Genomic DNA, 18,145 nt, shown 5'->3' with positions numbered 1-18,145 from the left:
TCCAGCGCCGCGCGCTACCCAGAATTCCCAGGAAAACCACTCAATGCACGCAAAAAGCCTGACCGAACTGCGCGCCGCGCTCGCCGCCAAGGAATGCTCGGCCGTCGAGCTCGCGCAGCACTATCTGAAACGGATCGACGCCGCGCGCGACCTGAACGCGTTCGTCCACGTCGACGCCGACCTCACCCTCGCGCAGGCGAAAGCCGCCGACGCGGAGCTCGCGCGCGGCGCGGGCGGCGCGCTCACCGGCCTGCCGATCGCGCACAAGGACGTGTTCGTCACGCGCGGCTGGCGCTCGACCGCCGGCTCGAAGATGCTCGCGAACTACGAGAGCCCGTTCGACGCGACCGTCGTCGCCCGCCTGCAGGCGGCCGGCATGGTCACGCTCGGCAAGACCAACATGGACGAGTTCGCGATGGGCTCGTCGAACGAGAACTCGGCGTTCGGCGCGGTGAAGAACCCGTGGGACACGAACGCGGTGCCGGGCGGCAGCTCGGGCGGCAGCTCGGCCGCCGTCGCCGCGCGCCTCGCGCCGGCCGCGACCGGCACCGACACCGGCGGCTCGATCCGCCAGCCCGCGTCGTTCGCGGGCGTGACGGGCATCAAGCCGACCTACGGCCGCGTGTCGCGCTACGGGATGATCGCGTTCGCGTCGTCGCTCGACCAGGGCGGCCCGATGGCGCAGAGCGCGTCCGACTGCGCGCTGCTGCTGAACGCGATGGCCGGCTTCGACGAGCGCGACTCGACGAGCCTCGAGCGCGACGACGAAGATTTCACGCGTCACCTCGGCCAGCCGTGGGCGGCCGGCAACGACGCGGGCAAGCCGCTCGCCGGCCTGCGCATCGGCCTGCCGAACGAGTATTTCGGCGCCGGCCTCGCCGACGACGTGCGCGCGACGATCGATGCGGCGCTCAAGCAATATGAAGCGCTCGGCGCGACGCTCGTGCCGGTGTCGCTGCCGAAGACGGAACTGTCGATCCCCGTGTACTACGTGATCGCGCCGGCCGAGGCGTCGTCGAACCTGTCGCGTTTCGACGGCGTGCGCTTCGGCCACCGCGCCGCGCAGTACGGCGACCTGCTCGACATGTACAAGAAGTCGCGCGCCGAAGGCTTCGGGCCGGAAGTGAAGCGCCGGATCCTCGTCGGCACGTACGTGCTGTCGCACGGCTACTACGACGCGTACTACCTGCAGGCGCAGAAGATCCGCCGCATCATCGCGAACGATTTCCAGGAAGCGTTCAAGTCCTGCGACGTGATCATGGGCCCGGCGTCGCCGACGGTCGCATGGGATCTCGGCGCGAAGGGCGACGATCCGGTGCAGATGTATCTCGCGGATATCTACACGCTGTCGGTGAGCCTCGCGGGCCTGCCCGGCATGAGCGTGCCGTGCGGCTTCGGCGCGGGCGCGAACGCGAAGCGCCCGGTCGGCCTGCAGATCATCGGCAACTATTTCAACGAAGCCCGGATGCTGCAGGTCGCGGACGCGTTCCAGCGCGCGACCGACTGGCACAAGCAAGTTCCGGCGGGGGTGTAAGCATATGGCTACTCAGTGGGAAGTCGTCATCGGTCTCGAGACGCACGCGCAACTGTCGACCGTCTCGAAGATTTTCTCGGGCGCATCCACGCAGTTCGGCGCCGAGCCGAACACGCAGGCGTGTCCGGTCGACCTGGCGCTGCCGGGCGTGCTGCCGGTGCTGAACCGCGGCGCGGTCGAGCGCGCGATCCGCTTCGGCCTCGCGATCGGCTCGACCATCGCGCCGCGCAGCATCTTCGCGCGCAAGAATTATTTCTACCCCGATCTGCCGAAGGGCTATCAGATCAGCCAGTACGAGATTCCGGTCGTGCAGGGCGGCCGGATCACGATCCAGGTGCCCGCCAACGAAAAGGCCGGCAAGCCCGCGTACGAGAAGACGGTCAACCTGACCCGCGCGCACCTCGAGGAAGACGCGGGCAAGTCGCTGCATGAAGACTTCGCCGGGATGACCGGGATCGACCTGAACCGCGCGGGCACGCCGCTGCTCGAGATCGTCACCGAGCCGGAAATGCGCAGCGCGGCCGAGGCCGTCGCGTACGCGAAGGCGCTGCACGCGCTCGTCGTGTGGCTCGGCATCTGCGACGGCAACATGCAGGAAGGCTCGTTCCGCTGCGATGCGAACGTGTCGGTGCGCCCGGTCGGCCAGGAGAAGTTCGGCACGCGCGCGGAAATCAAGAACCTGAACTCGTTCCGCTTCCTCGAGGAAGCGATCAACTACGAAGTGCGCCGTCAGATCGAGCTGATCGAGGACGACGGCGAAGTCGTGCAGGAAACGCGCCTGTACGATCCGGACAAGCGCGAGACGCGTTCGATGCGCAGCAAGGAAGACGCGCACGATTACCGCTACTTCCCCGATCCCGACCTGATGCCGCTCGTGATCGGCCAGGACTGGATCGAGCGCGTGCAGTCCGGCATGCCCGAGCTGCCGGCCGCGATGCAGCAGCGCTTCGTCGACGAATACGGCGTGTCCGCGTACGACGCGGGCGTGCTGACGTCGAGCAAGGCGATGGCCGCGTACTTCGAGGCGGTGGTCGCGAAGGCCGGCGCGGCGAACGCGAAGATCGCCGCGAACTGGCTGATGGGCGACGTGTCGTCGCAGCTGAACCGCGACGGCATCGAGATCGACGCGATTCCGGTGTCGGCCGCGCAGCTCGCACAGCTGTTGCAGCGCATCGCCGACGGCACGATCTCGAACAAGATCGCGAAGGAAATCTTCGCGACGATCTGGGACGAGAAGGCGACCGACGAAGGCGCGGCCGATCGCATCATCGACGCGAAGGGGCTGAAGCAGATCTCCGACACCGGCGCGCTGGAAGCGATCATCGACGAAGTGCTCGCGGCGAACGCGAAGTCGGTCGAGGAATTCCGCGCGGGCAAGGAAAAGGCGTTCAACGCGCTGATCGGCCAGGCGATGAAGGCGACGAAGGGCAAGGCCAATCCGCAGCAGGTCAACGAACTGCTGAAGAAGAAGCTCGGCTGAGCATGCGCGCGCGCCTGACCCGCGCTTGACGACGGGCCGCACCGGACGCGTTCGGGGCGGCCCGTCGCATTTGGTGGATGCGTTATCGTATGCATCGCACCGCCCAACGGAGGAACGAATGGCGAAACAACCGTCGCTCGACGATTTCCGCGTGCCGTACAGCACGCGCGAGAAGGAAGCCGCCGCATTCAAGCTCGACGCGTTCGACCCGGCCGCGAAGCCGTTTTCGTCCGGCTCGAAGGAGGCCGACCGCGAACGGCTGTCGGCCGTGTCGACCGAGCTCGACGTGCAGCAGGAGCGCCTGCACACGCAGCAGAAGAAGCGCGTGCTGCTCGTGCTGCAGGGCATGGATACGAGCGGCAAGGACGGCACCGTGCGCGCGGTGTTTCGCGACGTCGATCCGCTTGGCCTGCGCATCGTGCCGTTCAAGGCGCCGACGCCGATCGAGGCCGCGCACGACTTCCTGTGGCGCGTGCATGCGCAGGTGCCGGCCGCGGGCGAGCTCACGATCTTCAACCGCAGCCACTACGAGGACGTCCTCGTGCCGCGCGTGCTCGGCGCGATCGGCGACAAGGAGTGCGAGCGCCGCTACCGGCAGATCCGCGATTTCGAGACGATGCTGTTCGAGAACGGCACGACCATCGTCAAGTGCTTCCTGCACATCTCGAAGGACGAGCAGCGCGAGCGGCTGCAGGCGCGCATCGACGATCCGACCAAGCACTGGAAATTCGACATCGCCGATCTCGACGCGCGCAAGCACTGGGACGCCTACCAGTCCGCGTACCGTGACGCGCTCGCCGCGACGTCGGCCGAGCATGCGCCGTGGTACGTGATCCCGGCGAACTCGAAGACGCACCGCAACGTGATGATCGCCGAGTTGCTGCTGCGCACGATGACCGACATGAAGCTGGAATTCCCGCCGCCGAAGCCCGAGCTCGAAGGCGTGAAGATCCGTTAACCCTGTAAAAACATCGAACTGAACGGAACCCGACATGATGCGAGTGATTACCGCCAACCTGAACGGCATCCGCTCCGCCGCGAAGAAGGGCTTCTTCGACTGGCTCGGCGAACAGAACGCCGATTGCGTGTGCGTGCAGGAAATCAAGGTATCGGCCGACGACCTGCCGGCCGAATTCGTCGAGCCGCACGGCTTCAAGAGCTATTTCCACCACGCGGAGAAGAAGGGCTACAGCGGCGCGGGCGTGTACAGCCGCCGCGAGCCCGACGACGTGATCATCGGCTTCGGCAGCAGCGAATTCGATCCGGAAGGGCGCTACGTCGAGGCGCGCTACGGCAAGCTGTCGGTCGTGTCGGTGTACGTGCCGTCCGGCTCGAGCGGCGAGGAGCGCCAGCAGGCGAAGTACCGCTTCATGGCCGAATTCATGCCGCACCTCGCCGCGCTGAAGAAGAAGCGCGAGGTGATCCTGTGCGGCGACGTGAACATCGTCCACAAGGAAATCGACATCAAGAACTGGAAGAGCAACCAGAAGAACTCGGGCTGCCTGCCGGAAGAGCGCGCGTGGCTCACGAAGCTGTTCGACGACGTCGGCTACGTCGACGTGTTCCGCACGCTCGACCCGCGTCCCGAGCAGTACACGTGGTGGAGCAACCGCGGCCAGGCGTACGCGAAGAACGTCGGGTGGCGGATCGATTACCAGATCGCGACGCCGGGCGTGGCCGGCACCGCGAAACGCACGTCGATCTTCAAGGACATCAAGTTCAGCGACCATGCGCCGCTGACGATCGACTACGACTACACGAAGTGATGGCCGGCGCCGCGCCTGGCGCGCAGCCGCCGAGCCATTCGTCCGGTCGCCGGATGCAAGACGGGCCGCCTGTCCGACAGGCGGCCCGTTTCGTTTGCCGCGGCGCTTACTGCTTGAGCGACGCCATGTCGATCACGAACCGGTACTTCACGTCGCTCTTCAGCATCCGCTCGTAAGCGGCGTTGATCTGCTGCATCGGAATCGTCTCGATGTCGGACGTGATCCCGTGCTCCGCGCAGAAATCGAGCATTTCCTGCGTTTCCGCGATCCCGCCGATCAGCGAACCCGCGAGGCGGCGGCGCTTGAAGATCAGGTTGAACACCTGCGGCGACGGATGGTCGTGCTCCGGCGCGCCGACGAGCGTCATCGTGCCGTCGCGCTTCAGCAGGTTCAGGAACGGATTCAGGTCGTGCTGCGCGGCGACCGTGTTCAGGATGAAGTCGAAGCTGTTCAGGTGCGCGTTCATCTGCGCTTCGTCCTTCGAGATCACCACTTCGTGCGCGCCGAGCCGCTTGCCGTCCTCGATCTTCGACGGCGACGTCGTGAACAGCACGACGTGCGCGCCCATCGCGCGCGCCAGCTTCACGCCCATGTGGCCGAGGCCGCCGAGGCCGACGATGCCGACCTTCTTGCCGGGGCCGACGTTCCACTGCCGCAGCGGCGAGTAGGTCGTGATCCCCGCGCACAAGAGCGGCGCGGCGCCGGCCGGGTCGAGCGTGTCCGGCACGCGCAGCACGAACGCCTCGTCGACGACGAGCTGCGTCGAATAGCCGCCGTACGTGATGTCGCCCGTCACGCGGTCCTGACCGTTGTAGGTGCCGACGAAGCCGTTCTCGCAATACTGCTCGAGGCCTTCTTCGCAGCTTGCGCAGGTGCGGCACGAATCGACGAGGCAGCCGACGCCGACCAGCTCGCCGACCTTGAAGCGCGACACCTGCGGGCCGGTCGCGGTCACGCGCCCGACGATTTCATGGCCCGGTACGACCGGGTAGATCGTGTTGCGCCATTCGTTGCGCGCCTGGTGAAGATCCGAGTGGCAGACGCCGCAGTAGAGGACGTCGATCTGGACGTCGAGGTCGCGCAGCGCGCGACGCTGGAATTCGAACGGGGCGAGCGGCGATTGCGAATCGGTCGCCGCGTAGGCATAGGTCGTGCTCATGCAATGGGCTCCTTGTCCGGAAAACATCCGGCGAAACAGACTGCCGCCGCACCCTGTGGCGATGCGGCGAGACAGGCCCTCATCGTAAGGAGCGCGGCGCCGCGGCGAAATACACGAAGGTCTGGAAGATTTGCCTATTCCTCTCGAATTGGCCGCGAACGGCCGTCAAAATACGTTCAAGGTGCTACATTGCGAGCCAGATTCTCTTGCCGGACAGGACCACGCCGATGAGCTTCCAGCCCCTTTTGGCCGACGCGGGCGAACGCCTGCAGCGCCGCATGATCGAGCTGCACACGCGCCTCGCGCCGAACGAGGGCGACACGCTCGCGGCGCTCGACGGCGTGCGCTTCATCCGTGTGACGCATCCCGTGCCGCGCATGCCGGTGCTGTACGAGCCGAGCATCATCGTCGTGTGCCAGGGGCGCAAGCTCGGCTATCTCGGCGACCGCTCGTTCGTGTACGACGCGCAGCAATACCTGGTGCTGTCGGTGCCGCTGCCGTTCGAATGCGAGACGTTCGCGAGCACGGACGAGCCGTTTCTCGCGATCTCGATCCGCGTCGATCTCGCGGTGATCGCCGAGCTCGCGATCCTGCTCGACGAGACGCTCGGCGCGGCGGTCAGCGAGCCGCTCGGCGTGTACTCGACGCCGCTCGATGCGCCGCTGGCCGATGCCGTCGTGCGGCTGCTCGAAGCGCTCGCGTCGCCGCACGACACGCGCGTGCTCGGGCCGGCGATCATGCGCGAGATCGCGTATCGCGTGCTGACGGGCGAGCAGGGCGACGCGATGCGCGCGGCGCTCGTGCAGCAGCATCATTTCGGCCGCATCGCGAAGGCGCTGCGGCGCATCCACGCGGAGCTGAAGGCCGATCTCGACGTCGAGACGCTCGCACGCGAAGCCGGGATGAGCCTCGCGGTGTTCCACGCGCAGTTCAAGCACGTGACGGCGACGTCGCCGATGCAGTACGTGAAGACCGCGCGGTTGCACCAGGCGCGGCTGATGATGGTGCGCGACGGGCTCGGCGCCGGCGCGGCGGCCGCGCGGGTCGGCTACGCGAGCGCATCGCAGTTCAGCCGGGAGTTCAAGCGGCTGTTCGGCCGCAGCCCCGGCGACGAGGTGCGCTGGATGCGTGACAGCGGCGTGCGCCCGGCGATGGCCGACGCGCACGCGTAGCGCTCAGCGCCGCACGACCTTGCGCCGCTGCGCGCTGATGCCCGCGTAGTCGGGCAGCGATTCGACGCGCTTGCCCGTTGCTTTCGCGTACAGCGGCATCAGGTCCGGCAGCCGGTTCAGCAGATCCTGGCGGCGCGCGGCGCCGTACGGATGCGTGTAGATGAAACCCGTCGCCTTGTTCGCGCGCGTCGCGGCCGCGAGCTTGTCCCACAGCGTGATCGCCGCGCGCGGATCGAAGCCCGCGCGGGCGGCGATGTCGCCGCCGATCACGTCGGCTTCGGTCTCGTCGGTCGGATCGTAGTGGAGCGACTGCAGGCGCTCGCCGAGGTTCAGCGCCTGCGGCAGCGGATCGCCGACGCCGAACAGCGGCGGCAGCGCGGCCGCGCGCAGCGACGTCTGCGAGGTCGCACCGAAGTTGCTGCGCGCGTGTTCGCGCAGCGCATGCGCGATGCCGTGCGCGAGCAGCACGCCGAGCTCGTCGTCGTTCAGGCGCACACGCTCGAGCATGCCGCCGTACACGAGCACCTTGCCGCCCGGCAGGCAGGTCAGGCGAATGTCGCGCGAACGGATCGCATTGACGTCCCATGCCCAGCTTTTCACGCGGTCGTTCCACTTCACCGAATACGGCGCGAGCTTCGCGACGATCGCACGCAGGCGCTTCACGCGCGGCTGGTTCGCGGGCAGCAGGCGGTTGCTGTCGGCGGCCGTCTGCACGATCTGCGCGTATTCGTTCGCGGTGAGCTGTTCGAGCAGCGGCGACGGAATCAGCGTGCGGAACGCGATCGCGTTGCCGTAGCGGACCTGCTGCGGCGTCGGCGTATAGGCCTTCGCCGGCACCGCGGCGCCGGTCGGCTGCGCGCCTTCGGCGGCGGACGGCGGGGCGGGCGCGGCAGACGTGGCAGCGGCGGGCGGCGTGGCTTGCGCCGCGGCCGGCGCGGAGCCCGCGGCCGTCGCGCCGGTGTCGGTCGCGTGCGCGGCGAGCGCCGCGGCGCCGACGCCCAACGCGGCCGCCACGCGTGCGAGACGGCGCAGGCGGTTACCGCGCACGGCTCGCCTCGCCGTTGCGCGCGGCACCGTTCCACGGCGCGATCCTGAACAGCAGCAGCATGCCGGGAATCGCGAGCGCGGTGCACACGATGAAGTAGTCGAACCAGCCGATCTTCGCGACGATGAAGCCGCTCGCCGCCGACGCGAGCGTGCGCGGCACGGAGGCCAGGCTCGTGAACAGCGCGAACTGCGTGGCCGTGTAGCGCGGATCGGTCGTGCCGGCGATGTACGCGACGAACGCGGCCATCGTCAGCCCGGTCGTGAAGGTTTCGAAGCCGTAGACGATCGCGAGCGCGACCGTCATCGGGCTGAATTGCGGCGTGACGGCGATGCCGAACACCGACAGCGCGGCCGCGATCGCGTGGCTCGTCGACACGGTGAAGTCGTACAGCATCGCGAGCACGGGCGAACCGGGGCCGAGCTGCGCGAGCCATGCGAAGCCGAGCGTCGACACCATCTGCAGCGCGCCGAAGATCCACAGCCCGCGGCCGATGCCGATCTTCACGAGCCAGATGCCGCCGATGATGCCGCCGGCGACGCTCGCGACGAGCGCGGTGGTCTTCGCGACGATGCCGATTTCGGTGCGCGTGAACCCGATGTCGAGGAAGAACGACGTCGACAGCGTGGTGGCCATCGTGTCGCCGATCTTGAACAGGAAGATGAACGCGACGACGAGCAGCGCGCCGGCCCAGCCGTCGCGCTGGATGAATTCGCGAAACGGCAGCACGATCGCGTCGCGCAGGTTGCGCGGCGGCGCGCCGGCCACTTCCGGCTCGCGCACGACGAGCGTCATCAGGATGCCCGGCAGCATGAATGCGCCGGTGATCGCGAACACGGCGTCCCACGGCATGTGGTCGGACAGGATCAGCGCCAGCGAGCCGGGGATCAGCGCGGCGAGCTTGTACGCGTTCACGTGCACCGCGTTGCCGAGGCCCTGCTCGGTGTCGCGCAGCAGTTCGCGGCGGTACGCGTCGATCACGATGTCGGCGCTCGCGCCGAAGAACGCGACGAGCGTCGTGAGCGCGGCGACCGTCCAGATCGAGTCGCGCGGCGACACAAAGCCGAGCGCGGCGATCGCGCCGGCGACCAGCACCTGCGTGAGCAGCAGCCAACCGCGCCGACGGCCCGGCCGCCAGCCGGGCAGCCGCGGGATGTAGCGGTCCATCAGCGGCGCCCACAGGAACTTCCACGTATACGGGAACTGGATCAGCGCGAACAGGCCGATCTCCTTCAGGTTCACGCCCTCGGAGCGCAGCCATGCCTGCACGAGGTAGACGAGCGTGAACAGAGGCAGACCCGACGTGAACCCCAGGAACACGCAGATCAGCATGTGCTTGTTCAGATAGGCGCGCCAGCCGGGGTGATCCTCGTGAGCGGTGAGTGCGGGCGCCTCATGTGGCGTTTTCGACATGGACTGGAACTGGGTAGCGTTGACTGAAGGCGGCGGCAGCGCGGGCGGCGCGGCCGGCGAAGGTGGGGCGGCCGCGCGCGTGGGCGGGCCGGATCTTCCGTCAACGGCTCCCCGGCTCAGCTGCGCTTGACGCGATAGACAGCAAGACTACCACGCCAGTTCGCTCCCCATCGAATCGGCTGGCCTTCGTGCAGCACGACGCGGTCGAGGATCGTGACGCCGACTTCGGGCGCGAGCGCCTCGAAATCCTTGATCGTCAGCACCCGCACGTTCGGCGTGTTGTGCCACTGATAAGGCAGCGACTTCGACACCGGCATCCGGCCGCGCAGCACCGACAGCCGGTGCGCCCAGTAGCCGAAGTTCGGGAACGACACGATGCATTCGCGCCCGACCCGCGCGGTTTCGCGCAGGATCGCGGCGGTCTGGTGGATCGTCTGAAGCGTCTGCGACAGGATCGCGATGTCGAAGCTGTGATCCTCGAACAGGCGCAGGCCGTCCTCGAGGTTCTGCTGGATCACGTTGATGCCGTTTTTCGCGCTCGCGAGCACGCCCGCGTCGTTCAGCTCGATCCCGTAGCCGGTCACGTCCAGTTCTTCCATCAGCAGCGCGAGCAGCGAGCCGTCGCCGCAGCCGAGGTCGAGCACGCTCGAGCGCGGCTCGACCCAGCGGGCGATCGTGCGGAAGTCCGCGCGCGCGGACAGGGAATTCAGCGCTTGCTGGTTCATGCTCCCACCTCGATGGCGATTCGTTCGTAATACGCGCGGATCAGGTTGTGATAGCGCGCGTCGTCCAGCAGGAACGCATCATGGCCGTGCGGCGCATCGATTTCCGCGTAGCTGACCGTGCGCTTGTTGTCGAGCAGCGCCTTCACGATCTCGCGCGAGCGCGCGGGCGCGAAGCGCCAGTCGGTCGAGAAGCTCGCGATCAGGTACTTCGCCTGCGTATGCGCGAGCGCGGCCGTCAGGTTGCCGTCGAACGCCTTGGCCGGATCGAAGTAGTCGAGCGCGCGCGTGATCAGCAGGTAGGTGTTCGCGTCGAAGTAGTCGGCGAACTTGTCGCCCTGGTAGCGCAGGTACGACTCGACCTCGAACTCGACGTCGAAGCTGAAGTTGTACGCGTCGAGCGCACCGTCCGCGCGGCGCAGCGCCCGGCCGAATTTCTCGGCCATGTCGTCGTCGGACAGGTACGTGATGTGGCCGATCATCCGCGCGACGCGCAGGCCGCGCTTCGGTTTGACGTTGTGCGCGTAATAGTCGCCGCCGTGGAAATCGGGATCGGACAGGATCGCCGAGCGCGCGACCTCGTTGAACGCGATGTTCTGCGCGGACAGCTTCGGCGTCGACGCGATGTCGATGCAGTGCGCGACGCGCTCCGGATACATCAGGCTCCATGCGAGCGCCTGCATCCCGCCGAGGCTGCCGCCCATCACGGCCGCGAAGCGCTCGATGCCGAACGCGTCGGCGACGCGCGCCTGGGCGTGCACCCAGTCCTCGACGGTGACCACCGGGAACTTGGCGCCGTACGGCTTGCCGGTCGACGGATCGACGCTCATCGGGCCCGTCGAGCCGAAGCACGACCCGAGGTTGTTCACGCCGATCACGAAGAAGCGGTTGGTGTCGAGCGGCTTGCCCGGGCCGACCATGTTGTCCCACCAGCCGGTGCTGCGCGGATCGTCCGCATAGACGCCGGCGACGTGGTGCGACGCGTTCAGCGCGTGGCAGACGAGCACCGCGTTCGAGCGCGCGGCGTTGAGCTCGCCGTACGTCTCGACGACGAGCTGATAGTTGCCGAGCACGCTGCCGCTTTGCAAGCGCAGCGGTTCGGCGAAGTGCATGGTCTGTGGAGCGACGATGCCGATCGATTCCATTCGTTCCGCCTTATGACTGGGCGGCTAAACGGTGTCGGCGATGCGCGGAGGCGAAGGTGCGCGGCTGACGACCTCTTTAGCCGCATTTGTAGTGAACCCACCGGGGGAGCGACGCATCGACGCATCAAACCCCGGCCGGTTCGCGCGCCCGCAATCGAGTCAGCAAATCGGCGCGCTTCCGACCTGCCGCCAGGGGCGGCAAGTCGGCAAAGTATAGCGGAATTCGGCGGGCGCGCGAATTCCGCCGCTCGTCGGCCGCCGCGGCCGTCACCAGCGATATTTCGCCGAAAGCTGCCCGGTTACCACCGAGTAGTCGGACAGATTGCCTTCGACGCCAAGGCTCGCCGATATCGAGAATTGGCGGCTCACCTGCCCGGTGGCGCCGAACCTGACCGCGACGCGGTCGCGCGGCACGTCGAACGAGAAGGCGTTGCGGTCGAGCGTCAGCGTACGTGAGCCGGGACCGTGCCACCAGTTCGCTTCGACGAACGGCCGAAGTTCACGCCCGTTCGGCATCGCGGTCACGCCGTGTACGCGCACGCCGAGCCGGGTCAGCACGTCGGTTGCACCCTGCCCGTCGAGACGGCCGCCGGCCGTGCCGTGCGCCTCCGCGCGGTAGTCCGACACGACGAGCTGCGCTTCGGGCTCGACGAAGAACCGCGTGTCGCCGCGCTCGTAGAATCCGAACGAATAGCCGGTCTCGATCGAACCCGTCACGGTGCGTGAGCGATACGAATCGGCCGCGAGGCTGCCCCCGACGCTGTTCGCGTAGGCGCCGTACATGAACCACGCATCGACGTAAGGGCCGGTCAGGATGTCGCGGCTGCCGTACCACGTGCCGTACACGCCCGCGTTGTAGCCCGACACGCTGCCGCGCGCGGTGGCGTTCATCACGCGATGCTCGATCGCATTCCACAGCGGGCGCGTCGACCAGCTGGTCTGACTACCGTACATGCCCATCGCGCCGATTCGGAAGCTGCCGCCGCGACCATCGTCGAAGCGGAGCAGATCGGCGCCCGCGTGAATCAGGCGACCGTTACCCGACACGCTGCGGCCATTGCCCGACATCGACGTCGTATTGCCCTCGGCGCGCAGCCACACGGCTCCGTCGAGCGGGCCGGCGGCCTCCGTGCGCAATGAGCGATCGTTGCGCTGATGCAGCGTATGGACTGCCATCGTCGATGCCGCATCCGCGTTCGCCAGATAGGCGTCCGGCTCCGGGGCGGTCGTGCGCGCAGGCGGCGTGGTTTCGGGTTCGATCGGCGGATCCGGGTTCACCGGGCCGGGCGGCAGCGGTGGTACGGGCCGTACGGGCGGTTCGGGCTTTGCCGCGGACACGAGATACCAGTCGTTGTCCCGCCCGCCGTCGCCGCCGCCGCCGCGCTTCAGCATGTAGTCATAGCCACCCGCGGACAACGTGCCGAATCCTTGCCGGTAGCCGTCGGAACTCGCGTCGAGCGTGAATGCCGACACGTCCGTCGTACCGCCGTTGCGCGTTTCGACGATCGGGATGCCGACGGTCGTCGGCGCACCGTTGCCGCCGGCGCGCTTGACGACGACCCCGGTGTCGCCCGACGCATGGCCGCCGTCGATCACGAGCCGGTCTGTCGGCGATGCATCGTCCTGCAGCGTCGTATGGAGAACCAGCTTGCCGTTGCGCGCGGCGTAGTCGCCGGATACGACGAGCGTGCGCGGCGTCGCCGGCGCGCCGGCAGCCGGATCGGCGAACGCGATCGTCGAGTCGTTCAGCGCGACGGAGCCGACCGACGAGTTCGCGGTGACGGTCCAGCGGCTGTCCGTGTCGAGCGCCAGCGTGCGCACCGCGTTCGTCGCGCCGGTCCAGGCCGACGCATTGGACAGCGTGACGTCTGTTGTCGCATGCGTCGGGCTGCCGTCGGCGGCGGGGTGATTCACGATGTCGCCGTTGGCATGCGAGCCGGTGTCGAGCGTCAGCCGCACCGGCGCGTCGGGTTGCGCATGCACGGACAGCAACGTGCCGTTGCCGCCACCGGCGCGCGTGCCGTTGCGCAGCACGATGGTCGCGCCGGATGCATCGATTGCGCCGTGCCGCTCGCTGACGAGCGAACCGTCGTCGATGGTCAGTGCGCCGTCGTACACGCTTGCGGCATAGGCATCGTCGCCGCTCGCGCGCGCGGCGGTGCGCACGAGGTCGATCCGGCCGCCGGCGCTCGCATGAAGTGCGCTCGCGCCGGGCCCGCGCGTGTCGACGGTCATGTCGGTGAGGGCGACGACGGAGTCCGTGCCGCTCGACATCGCGCCGCGTGCACGCTCGCCGTCGGTTGCGATGCTGCCGCGCGTCATCGCGATCTTGCCGCCGAGCCGCGCGATCGCGCCGATCGAGCGGTCGCCGGTGGTCGTCACGTGCGTATCGGTTGCGTCGACGACCGGCGTGTCGGCGTACTCCTTCGACGCATACAGCCCGTGCGCGCTGGTGCCGTGCGTGACGACGCGCGTGCGTGCGAGTGCGACGTCGCCCGCGCGGGTATCGACGCCGACGGCGGCGTCGCCGCCCGTTTCCAGGTACGAGTCGTTGAATGCGACCGTCGACGCGCTCGGCAGGTACAACACGGACGCGTAGTCGCCGTCCGTCCGGATATCGGTGCGATCCAGCGTGGCGTGCGCGCCGTCGTAACTGATGGACAGGCCGGTCGCGATCAGGCCGCTGGTTCTGATCAACGTATCGGCGACGTTGACGGTGCCGCCCGGCGCGCCATTCACCGCGATGCCGGAGCCTTCCTTGCCGCGCGTGACGATCACGCTGTCCGAGATGCGGAGCTGGCCGTTCGCGCCGTTGACGTACGCACCGTGCGCGAAATCGCCGTCGGTGTCGATCGACGAGCGTTGCGCGGACGCGCTGGCGCCCTGACGGACGTCGATGCCGATGCTGTTGCGGCCGCGCGTACGGATTTCGGTATCGCGCAGTTCCACGCTCGAACCGGCGCCCGATGCGGCGGCACCGGCCGCGACGTGGCCCGTCGAGAACGCGCGGGTTTTGCCGGCGGTCGTCAGGCGGCCGCCGTTGATCGCGGACAGGACGGACTGGCCGATTTGGGATGTCGAATAGTCGCCCGGCGCGACTTCGAGCTCGATGCCGTTGGCCTGTTGCGGGCCGCCGGTGACTTGCGCGGCGGACGGCCACGGTATCACGGCGCCGGCGATCAGTGCGGAATGCGCGAGATGGCGGCCGGTGCGTGCTCGGGAAAATGGAAAACGACGGTGGTTCACCCGTGTACCTCCTTGTTGCGACGGGCGAAAAGTAACTTTCCAGCGCGAGTTTGGAAATTGGACGAGTTCGAATCTTGCGGAATCCATGAGCAACGGCCCGGCAGTTGCATGAAGACGGTCAGGAACGGGCGACGGCCGGCGGCGGCATTTGCGTCGAATTGGTTCAAGCAGACGAGTCGCACGATCGCAATGGCCGGATGCGGCACGTTCGATCGGAACCCGACGCGCATTGCACCGAATGCCCGGGCGCCCAATCGCCGACTGCACCCGGCCCGCGTTGGCTTGCAGGCATGAGCGGCAGCGCCTTTCGACGGTTGATCCAACGCATGCGATCAGGGTGGGGCGGGGCGCTTTGTGTCGATAAATCAGACGTGTCTGCGTGTCTCGGTGTTGATTTCAAATATCTGTCCCATTGTTGATGCCGGTGCCCTTGGCTAGATTTGCGGCTTACCTCGAATGGACAAGGGCGCACACCGGCGGGCATGGGGCGGCCGATACGAGCATGACGAACGGAACGAGCAGGAAAGGCCGGCGCGCGCGAGCCGCAGCGGTGGAATGGGCGAAGCGAAGCGCGGGCGGCACCGGTGTCATGACGGCTGCGCTGATGGCCACCGCGCCGTATCTCGGTTCGTGCGCACCGGACGACTCCGGAGCGGCACGGGCGCCGGCGTCCGAGGTGCCGCGCAGCGTGCCGGCGCCCGCGTCGTCGGTGGCACCGCCGGCGGGCGTGCGCGATGTCGACGAGCGGACCGATCCGCCTGTGCAGCCTCGCGTCGACGAAGAGAAGGCCCCCCATCCCGTCCCGCCGCCATCCGCGTTTCCAGCGACCCCGTTCGCGCCGGTGCGGCGGCCGGCCATCGCCGCCGGACTCGACGATCGTCCGCTCGGCGGCCCGCTCGCGGCCGACAGCCTGGCCGACCGGCCGCCGCTGCCGAATGGTCCGCTGCCGGACGAACGTTTCGATCTGTTCCGGCCACATCGCGGCGGGCCCGTGCTCAGTTATACAGGCGCGGCCGAGCCGTTGCGCGCGCGGATGCTCGACGGTGAGCGTCTGGCCCGCGTCGCGTCCCCGGACCTGCCCCCATTGCCCGGCGTCGCCGTCGAACTGGCCGGCGCGACGGATTCCCCGTTCTATGCCGATCAGGTGGCCGACGCGCTCGCGCGCTACGCCGCGGCGGGCGGTGCGGCGGTGCACGACGAAGCCGGGGCGGTCCGCACGGCGAGTGCGGACCGCGGCGACGCATCGGGGCGCGGCCTGGCCGGAGAACCGTTTTACGCGGATCAGATCGCGTATGCGCGGACACACCCGTCGCCCGGCGGCGCGCCAGCGCTCACGGCCGACGCGAGCGAAGGCGTCGCGTCACTCGTTTCGCGATTCCCGTTCGATCTGTCGGGTCCGACGCGTGCCGCGCCGCCCAGTATCGCGTTGTCCACGCTGGGCGGCGAGGTGGCCTATCACGCGTTGTCCGAGCGACGTGCGGCGTCCGTCGAGCCGCGGTCGCTGACCGGCTTGCTCGATACGTTGAAGCCGGTTTTGGCTGCGTTGCCCAAGCCGGCGACGGGAGCGGTCTCGACGGTCGCGCACGGCGGCGCCGAGCCTGCCGAAGCACGGATCAGTGACGCAGCCTTCGCGTCGCCCTTATCGCCTGCGGTGCGCGTGGCCGGATCGGCGCGGCCGCTCGACGGCCAACGGGCCGCGATGCTGGCGACGTCGGCGAGTCTTCCCGAGCTTGCGGCCCGGGTCGCAAGCATCGCCGGGCAGCGTCAGACACTGCCGGAGCTTGGCGCGCGCCCGCAGGGCGGCACCGCGTTCGCTTCTCAAGCGTGGCGCGTGACGACGCGCGTCTCCACGAGGGCGGTGCTCGGCGCGGGTGCCGGAGAACGAAGCCAGCCCGGTCGCGGCGCGCGCGGCGCGAAAAACGGACATGCTTCCGAAGGGCTCCCGACGATCGTTGCCGATACACGGAACGTGTTGGCGTACGCGTCGCGCGCACCCGAGCGGCCGGCCGTCATCGACGGTTTGCCGAGCGCGGTGGAGATGGCCGCGGCGCTGGTCCGGCCCGAAACGAGCGGGCGCGTGTCCAAGGGGGCGCGAGCGTCTTCACGGATCGCGCGCGGCACGGCGCATGCCGATGCGGCGCGGGACACCGGCTGGCGCACCGCGGCCATGAAGACCGACGGCGACCAGCGGTACGGGCGTTTTCGCCGAGGCGATCCGCTCTACGACAACGTCATGGCCTCCGTGGCCACCGCGCGGCATCGCAGCGTCGCGATCGACATGCCGCCGCAGCGCCCATACCGCGACGTCGCGACGAGCGTGATCCTGGCGTCGAGCGGGCCGTCCGTCGATGCCGAACAACAGCGCGCGGTGACGATCGGCCACGTGTATTGACGCGGGCCGCGCCATCGGGGCCGCGCTATCGGATGCGAGTGTGTCGGTCGAACCCGGACGATCGACCGGCGGCATGGCGGCAATGGCACAGGAATCCGCAGCGTCGCTTCCCGCTGCGGATCGAGCACGCCCCGTTGGCCGCACGACCGGATTTGCGTTTCGGCGGCGCCCTGATGCATGCGCCGCCGATCGCGATCGCGCTCGGCCATCGAGAGGCGGTCATCGATTTCCTGACAAATTACACAATTCACTCGGTCTTTTACGAGAGTCCGGCCCGGATTCCTTTGAGGTTTGAACTCGTCCTATATCCCCGATATTCGGGGATTGATAAGATTTTTCGCGGGTTCGATTGCGCGAGATAACCGTGGTGCAGATGGGCGGCATGACGCCTCGTGAACCCGGTCGACCTGTTTGGCGTATTTCTATTTAAGTAGGAGTGTTAAATGAAGAAGAAGGTATTGGGTGCTTCCGCTGCGATGCTGCTGGGTGTGCTGGCTGCATCGCCGGCGTTCGCGCAGGCCGTGACGCAAGGCAAGGTGACGTTCGACGGCGAACTGACCGCGAGCACGTGCTCGATCAAGGCCGGGGACGAAGACAGGAAGGTGCTGCTGCCGAAGATTTCGACGGTGACGCTGGCGAAGAAGGGCGACACGGCTGGCTCGACTTCGTTCGATATCACCGCGGAGAAGTGCGCTGCTGACGTGAGCAAGGTCGCCGCTCACTTCGAGATGACCAACATGGATCCGGCTACCGGCTTCCTGAAGAACCTGCTGACGGATCCACAGACCGCGGCGACGAATGTCGTCGTCCAGTTGGTGAACGCCGACGGTACGGGGATTCGGGCCGGCACGACGGGCGCGTACTTCGACGTGACGGGCACGGGCGACACGCGCGGCGCGACGATGCTCTACGGCGGTCAGTACTACGCGACCGGCGCCACCACGGCGGGTAAGGTGAACACCTTCGCTCGCTTCACGCTCGCCTATCAGTGATCTCGAGTCGCAAGTAGCGCGCAAGCGGGCTCCGGAGATTTTGTCGTTCGGCCTCCGGAACTCGCTGCGGCGATGGATC

General features: G+C 68.0%; 13 protein-coding genes. 7 read left to right on the top strand and 6 right to left on the bottom strand.

The window, feature by feature from the left end; translation table 11 throughout:
- Nucleotides 1-43: 43 nt before the first annotated feature.
- From gatA to CFB35_RS16505, 4 genes are all read left to right on the top strand, one after another.
- Nucleotides 44-1,534 (top strand): Asp-tRNA(Asn)/Glu-tRNA(Gln) amidotransferase subunit GatA, encoded by a 1,491-nt coding sequence (gene gatA, locus CFB35_RS16520; protein WP_011546474.1) that lies wholly within the window; start codon nucleotides 44-46, stop codon nucleotides 1,532-1,534.
- Nucleotides 1,535-1,538: 4 nt separating this feature from the next.
- Entirely contained in the window at nucleotides 1,539-3,014 is a 1,476-nt protein-coding gene (gatB, locus tag CFB35_RS16515; RefSeq protein ID WP_089465243.1) for an Asp-tRNA(Asn)/Glu-tRNA(Gln) amidotransferase subunit GatB, read from the top strand.
- 118 nt (nucleotides 3,015-3,132) lie between these two features.
- Entirely contained in the window at nucleotides 3,133-3,972 is an 840-nt protein-coding gene (locus tag CFB35_RS16510) for a polyphosphate kinase 2 family protein (protein ID WP_059646097.1), read from the top strand.
- 34 nt (nucleotides 3,973-4,006) lie between these two features.
- Nucleotides 4,007-4,780: an exodeoxyribonuclease III gene (locus CFB35_RS16505; RefSeq protein ID WP_059573624.1), complete on the top strand. Its 774-nt coding sequence runs from the start codon at nucleotides 4,007-4,009 to the stop codon at nucleotides 4,778-4,780.
- Between the two features lie 106 nt (nucleotides 4,781-4,886).
- On the opposite strand, the gene CFB35_RS16500 is transcribed toward CFB35_RS16505, so the two are convergent.
- Nucleotides 4,887-5,939: an NAD(P)-dependent alcohol dehydrogenase gene (locus CFB35_RS16500; protein WP_089465242.1), complete on the bottom strand. Its 1,053-nt coding sequence runs from the start codon at nucleotides 5,937-5,939 to the stop codon at nucleotides 4,887-4,889.
- A 227-nt stretch (nucleotides 5,940-6,166) separates the two neighbouring features.
- On the opposite strand from CFB35_RS16500, the gene CFB35_RS16495 reads away from it, so the two are divergent.
- Nucleotides 6,167-7,111 (top strand): AraC family transcriptional regulator, encoded by a 945-nt coding sequence (locus CFB35_RS16495; protein WP_059573626.1) that lies wholly within the window; start codon nucleotides 6,167-6,169, stop codon nucleotides 7,109-7,111.
- A gap of 3 nt (nucleotides 7,112-7,114) precedes the next feature.
- Here CFB35_RS16495 and CFB35_RS16490 read toward each other — a convergent pair whose 3' ends face one another.
- From CFB35_RS16490 to CFB35_RS16465, 5 genes are all read right to left on the bottom strand, one after another.
- On the bottom strand, nucleotides 7,115-8,158 hold the full coding sequence (locus CFB35_RS16490; RefSeq protein WP_089465306.1) for a M48 family metallopeptidase: 1,044 nt from the start codon (nucleotides 8,156-8,158) through the stop codon (nucleotides 7,115-7,117).
- Nucleotides 8,148-9,569, bottom strand: coding sequence for an AmpG family muropeptide MFS transporter (locus tag CFB35_RS16485; protein ID WP_089465241.1), 1,422 nt, complete (start codon nucleotides 9,567-9,569; stop codon nucleotides 8,148-8,150). Before CFB35_RS16485 ends, CFB35_RS16490 begins: the two co-directional genes overlap by 11 nt.
- 116 nt (nucleotides 9,570-9,685) lie before the next feature.
- Nucleotides 9,686-10,294, bottom strand: a complete 609-nt coding sequence (metW, locus tag CFB35_RS16480; RefSeq protein ID WP_059573628.1) for a methionine biosynthesis protein MetW — start codon at nucleotides 10,292-10,294, stop codon at nucleotides 9,686-9,688.
- Nucleotides 10,291-11,436, bottom strand: a complete 1,146-nt coding sequence (locus tag CFB35_RS16475; protein ID WP_059573629.1) for a homoserine O-acetyltransferase — start codon at nucleotides 11,434-11,436, stop codon at nucleotides 10,291-10,293. The genes metW and CFB35_RS16475 overlap by 4 nt, the downstream gene beginning before the upstream one ends.
- Nucleotides 11,437-11,703: 267 nt before the next feature.
- Entirely contained in the window at nucleotides 11,704-14,769 is a 3,066-nt protein-coding gene (locus CFB35_RS16465; RefSeq protein WP_230951112.1) for an autotransporter outer membrane beta-barrel domain-containing protein, read from the bottom strand.
- Nucleotides 14,770-15,184: 415 nt separating this feature from the next.
- On the opposite strand from CFB35_RS16465, the gene CFB35_RS16460 reads away from it, so the two are divergent.
- Together CFB35_RS16460 and CFB35_RS16450 are read left to right on the top strand one after the other, a co-directional pair.
- Nucleotides 15,185-17,074 (top strand): hypothetical protein, encoded by a 1,890-nt coding sequence (locus CFB35_RS16460; RefSeq protein WP_143328723.1) that lies wholly within the window; start codon nucleotides 15,185-15,187, stop codon nucleotides 17,072-17,074.
- Nucleotides 17,075-17,517: 443 nt separating this feature from the next.
- On the top strand, nucleotides 17,518-18,066 hold the full coding sequence (locus CFB35_RS16450; protein WP_089465238.1) for a fimbrial protein: 549 nt from the start codon (nucleotides 17,518-17,520) through the stop codon (nucleotides 18,064-18,066).
- The last annotated feature ends 79 nt before the right edge of the window (nucleotides 18,067-18,145 follow it).

The organism is Burkholderia sp. AU16482 (genome assembly GCF_002223285.1).
Lineage (GTDB): Bacteria > Pseudomonadota > Gammaproteobacteria > Burkholderiales > Burkholderiaceae > Burkholderia > Burkholderia semiarida.
The sequence above is the reverse complement of the archived record's forward strand: the minus strand, read 5'-3'. Positions and strand labels throughout refer to the sequence as shown.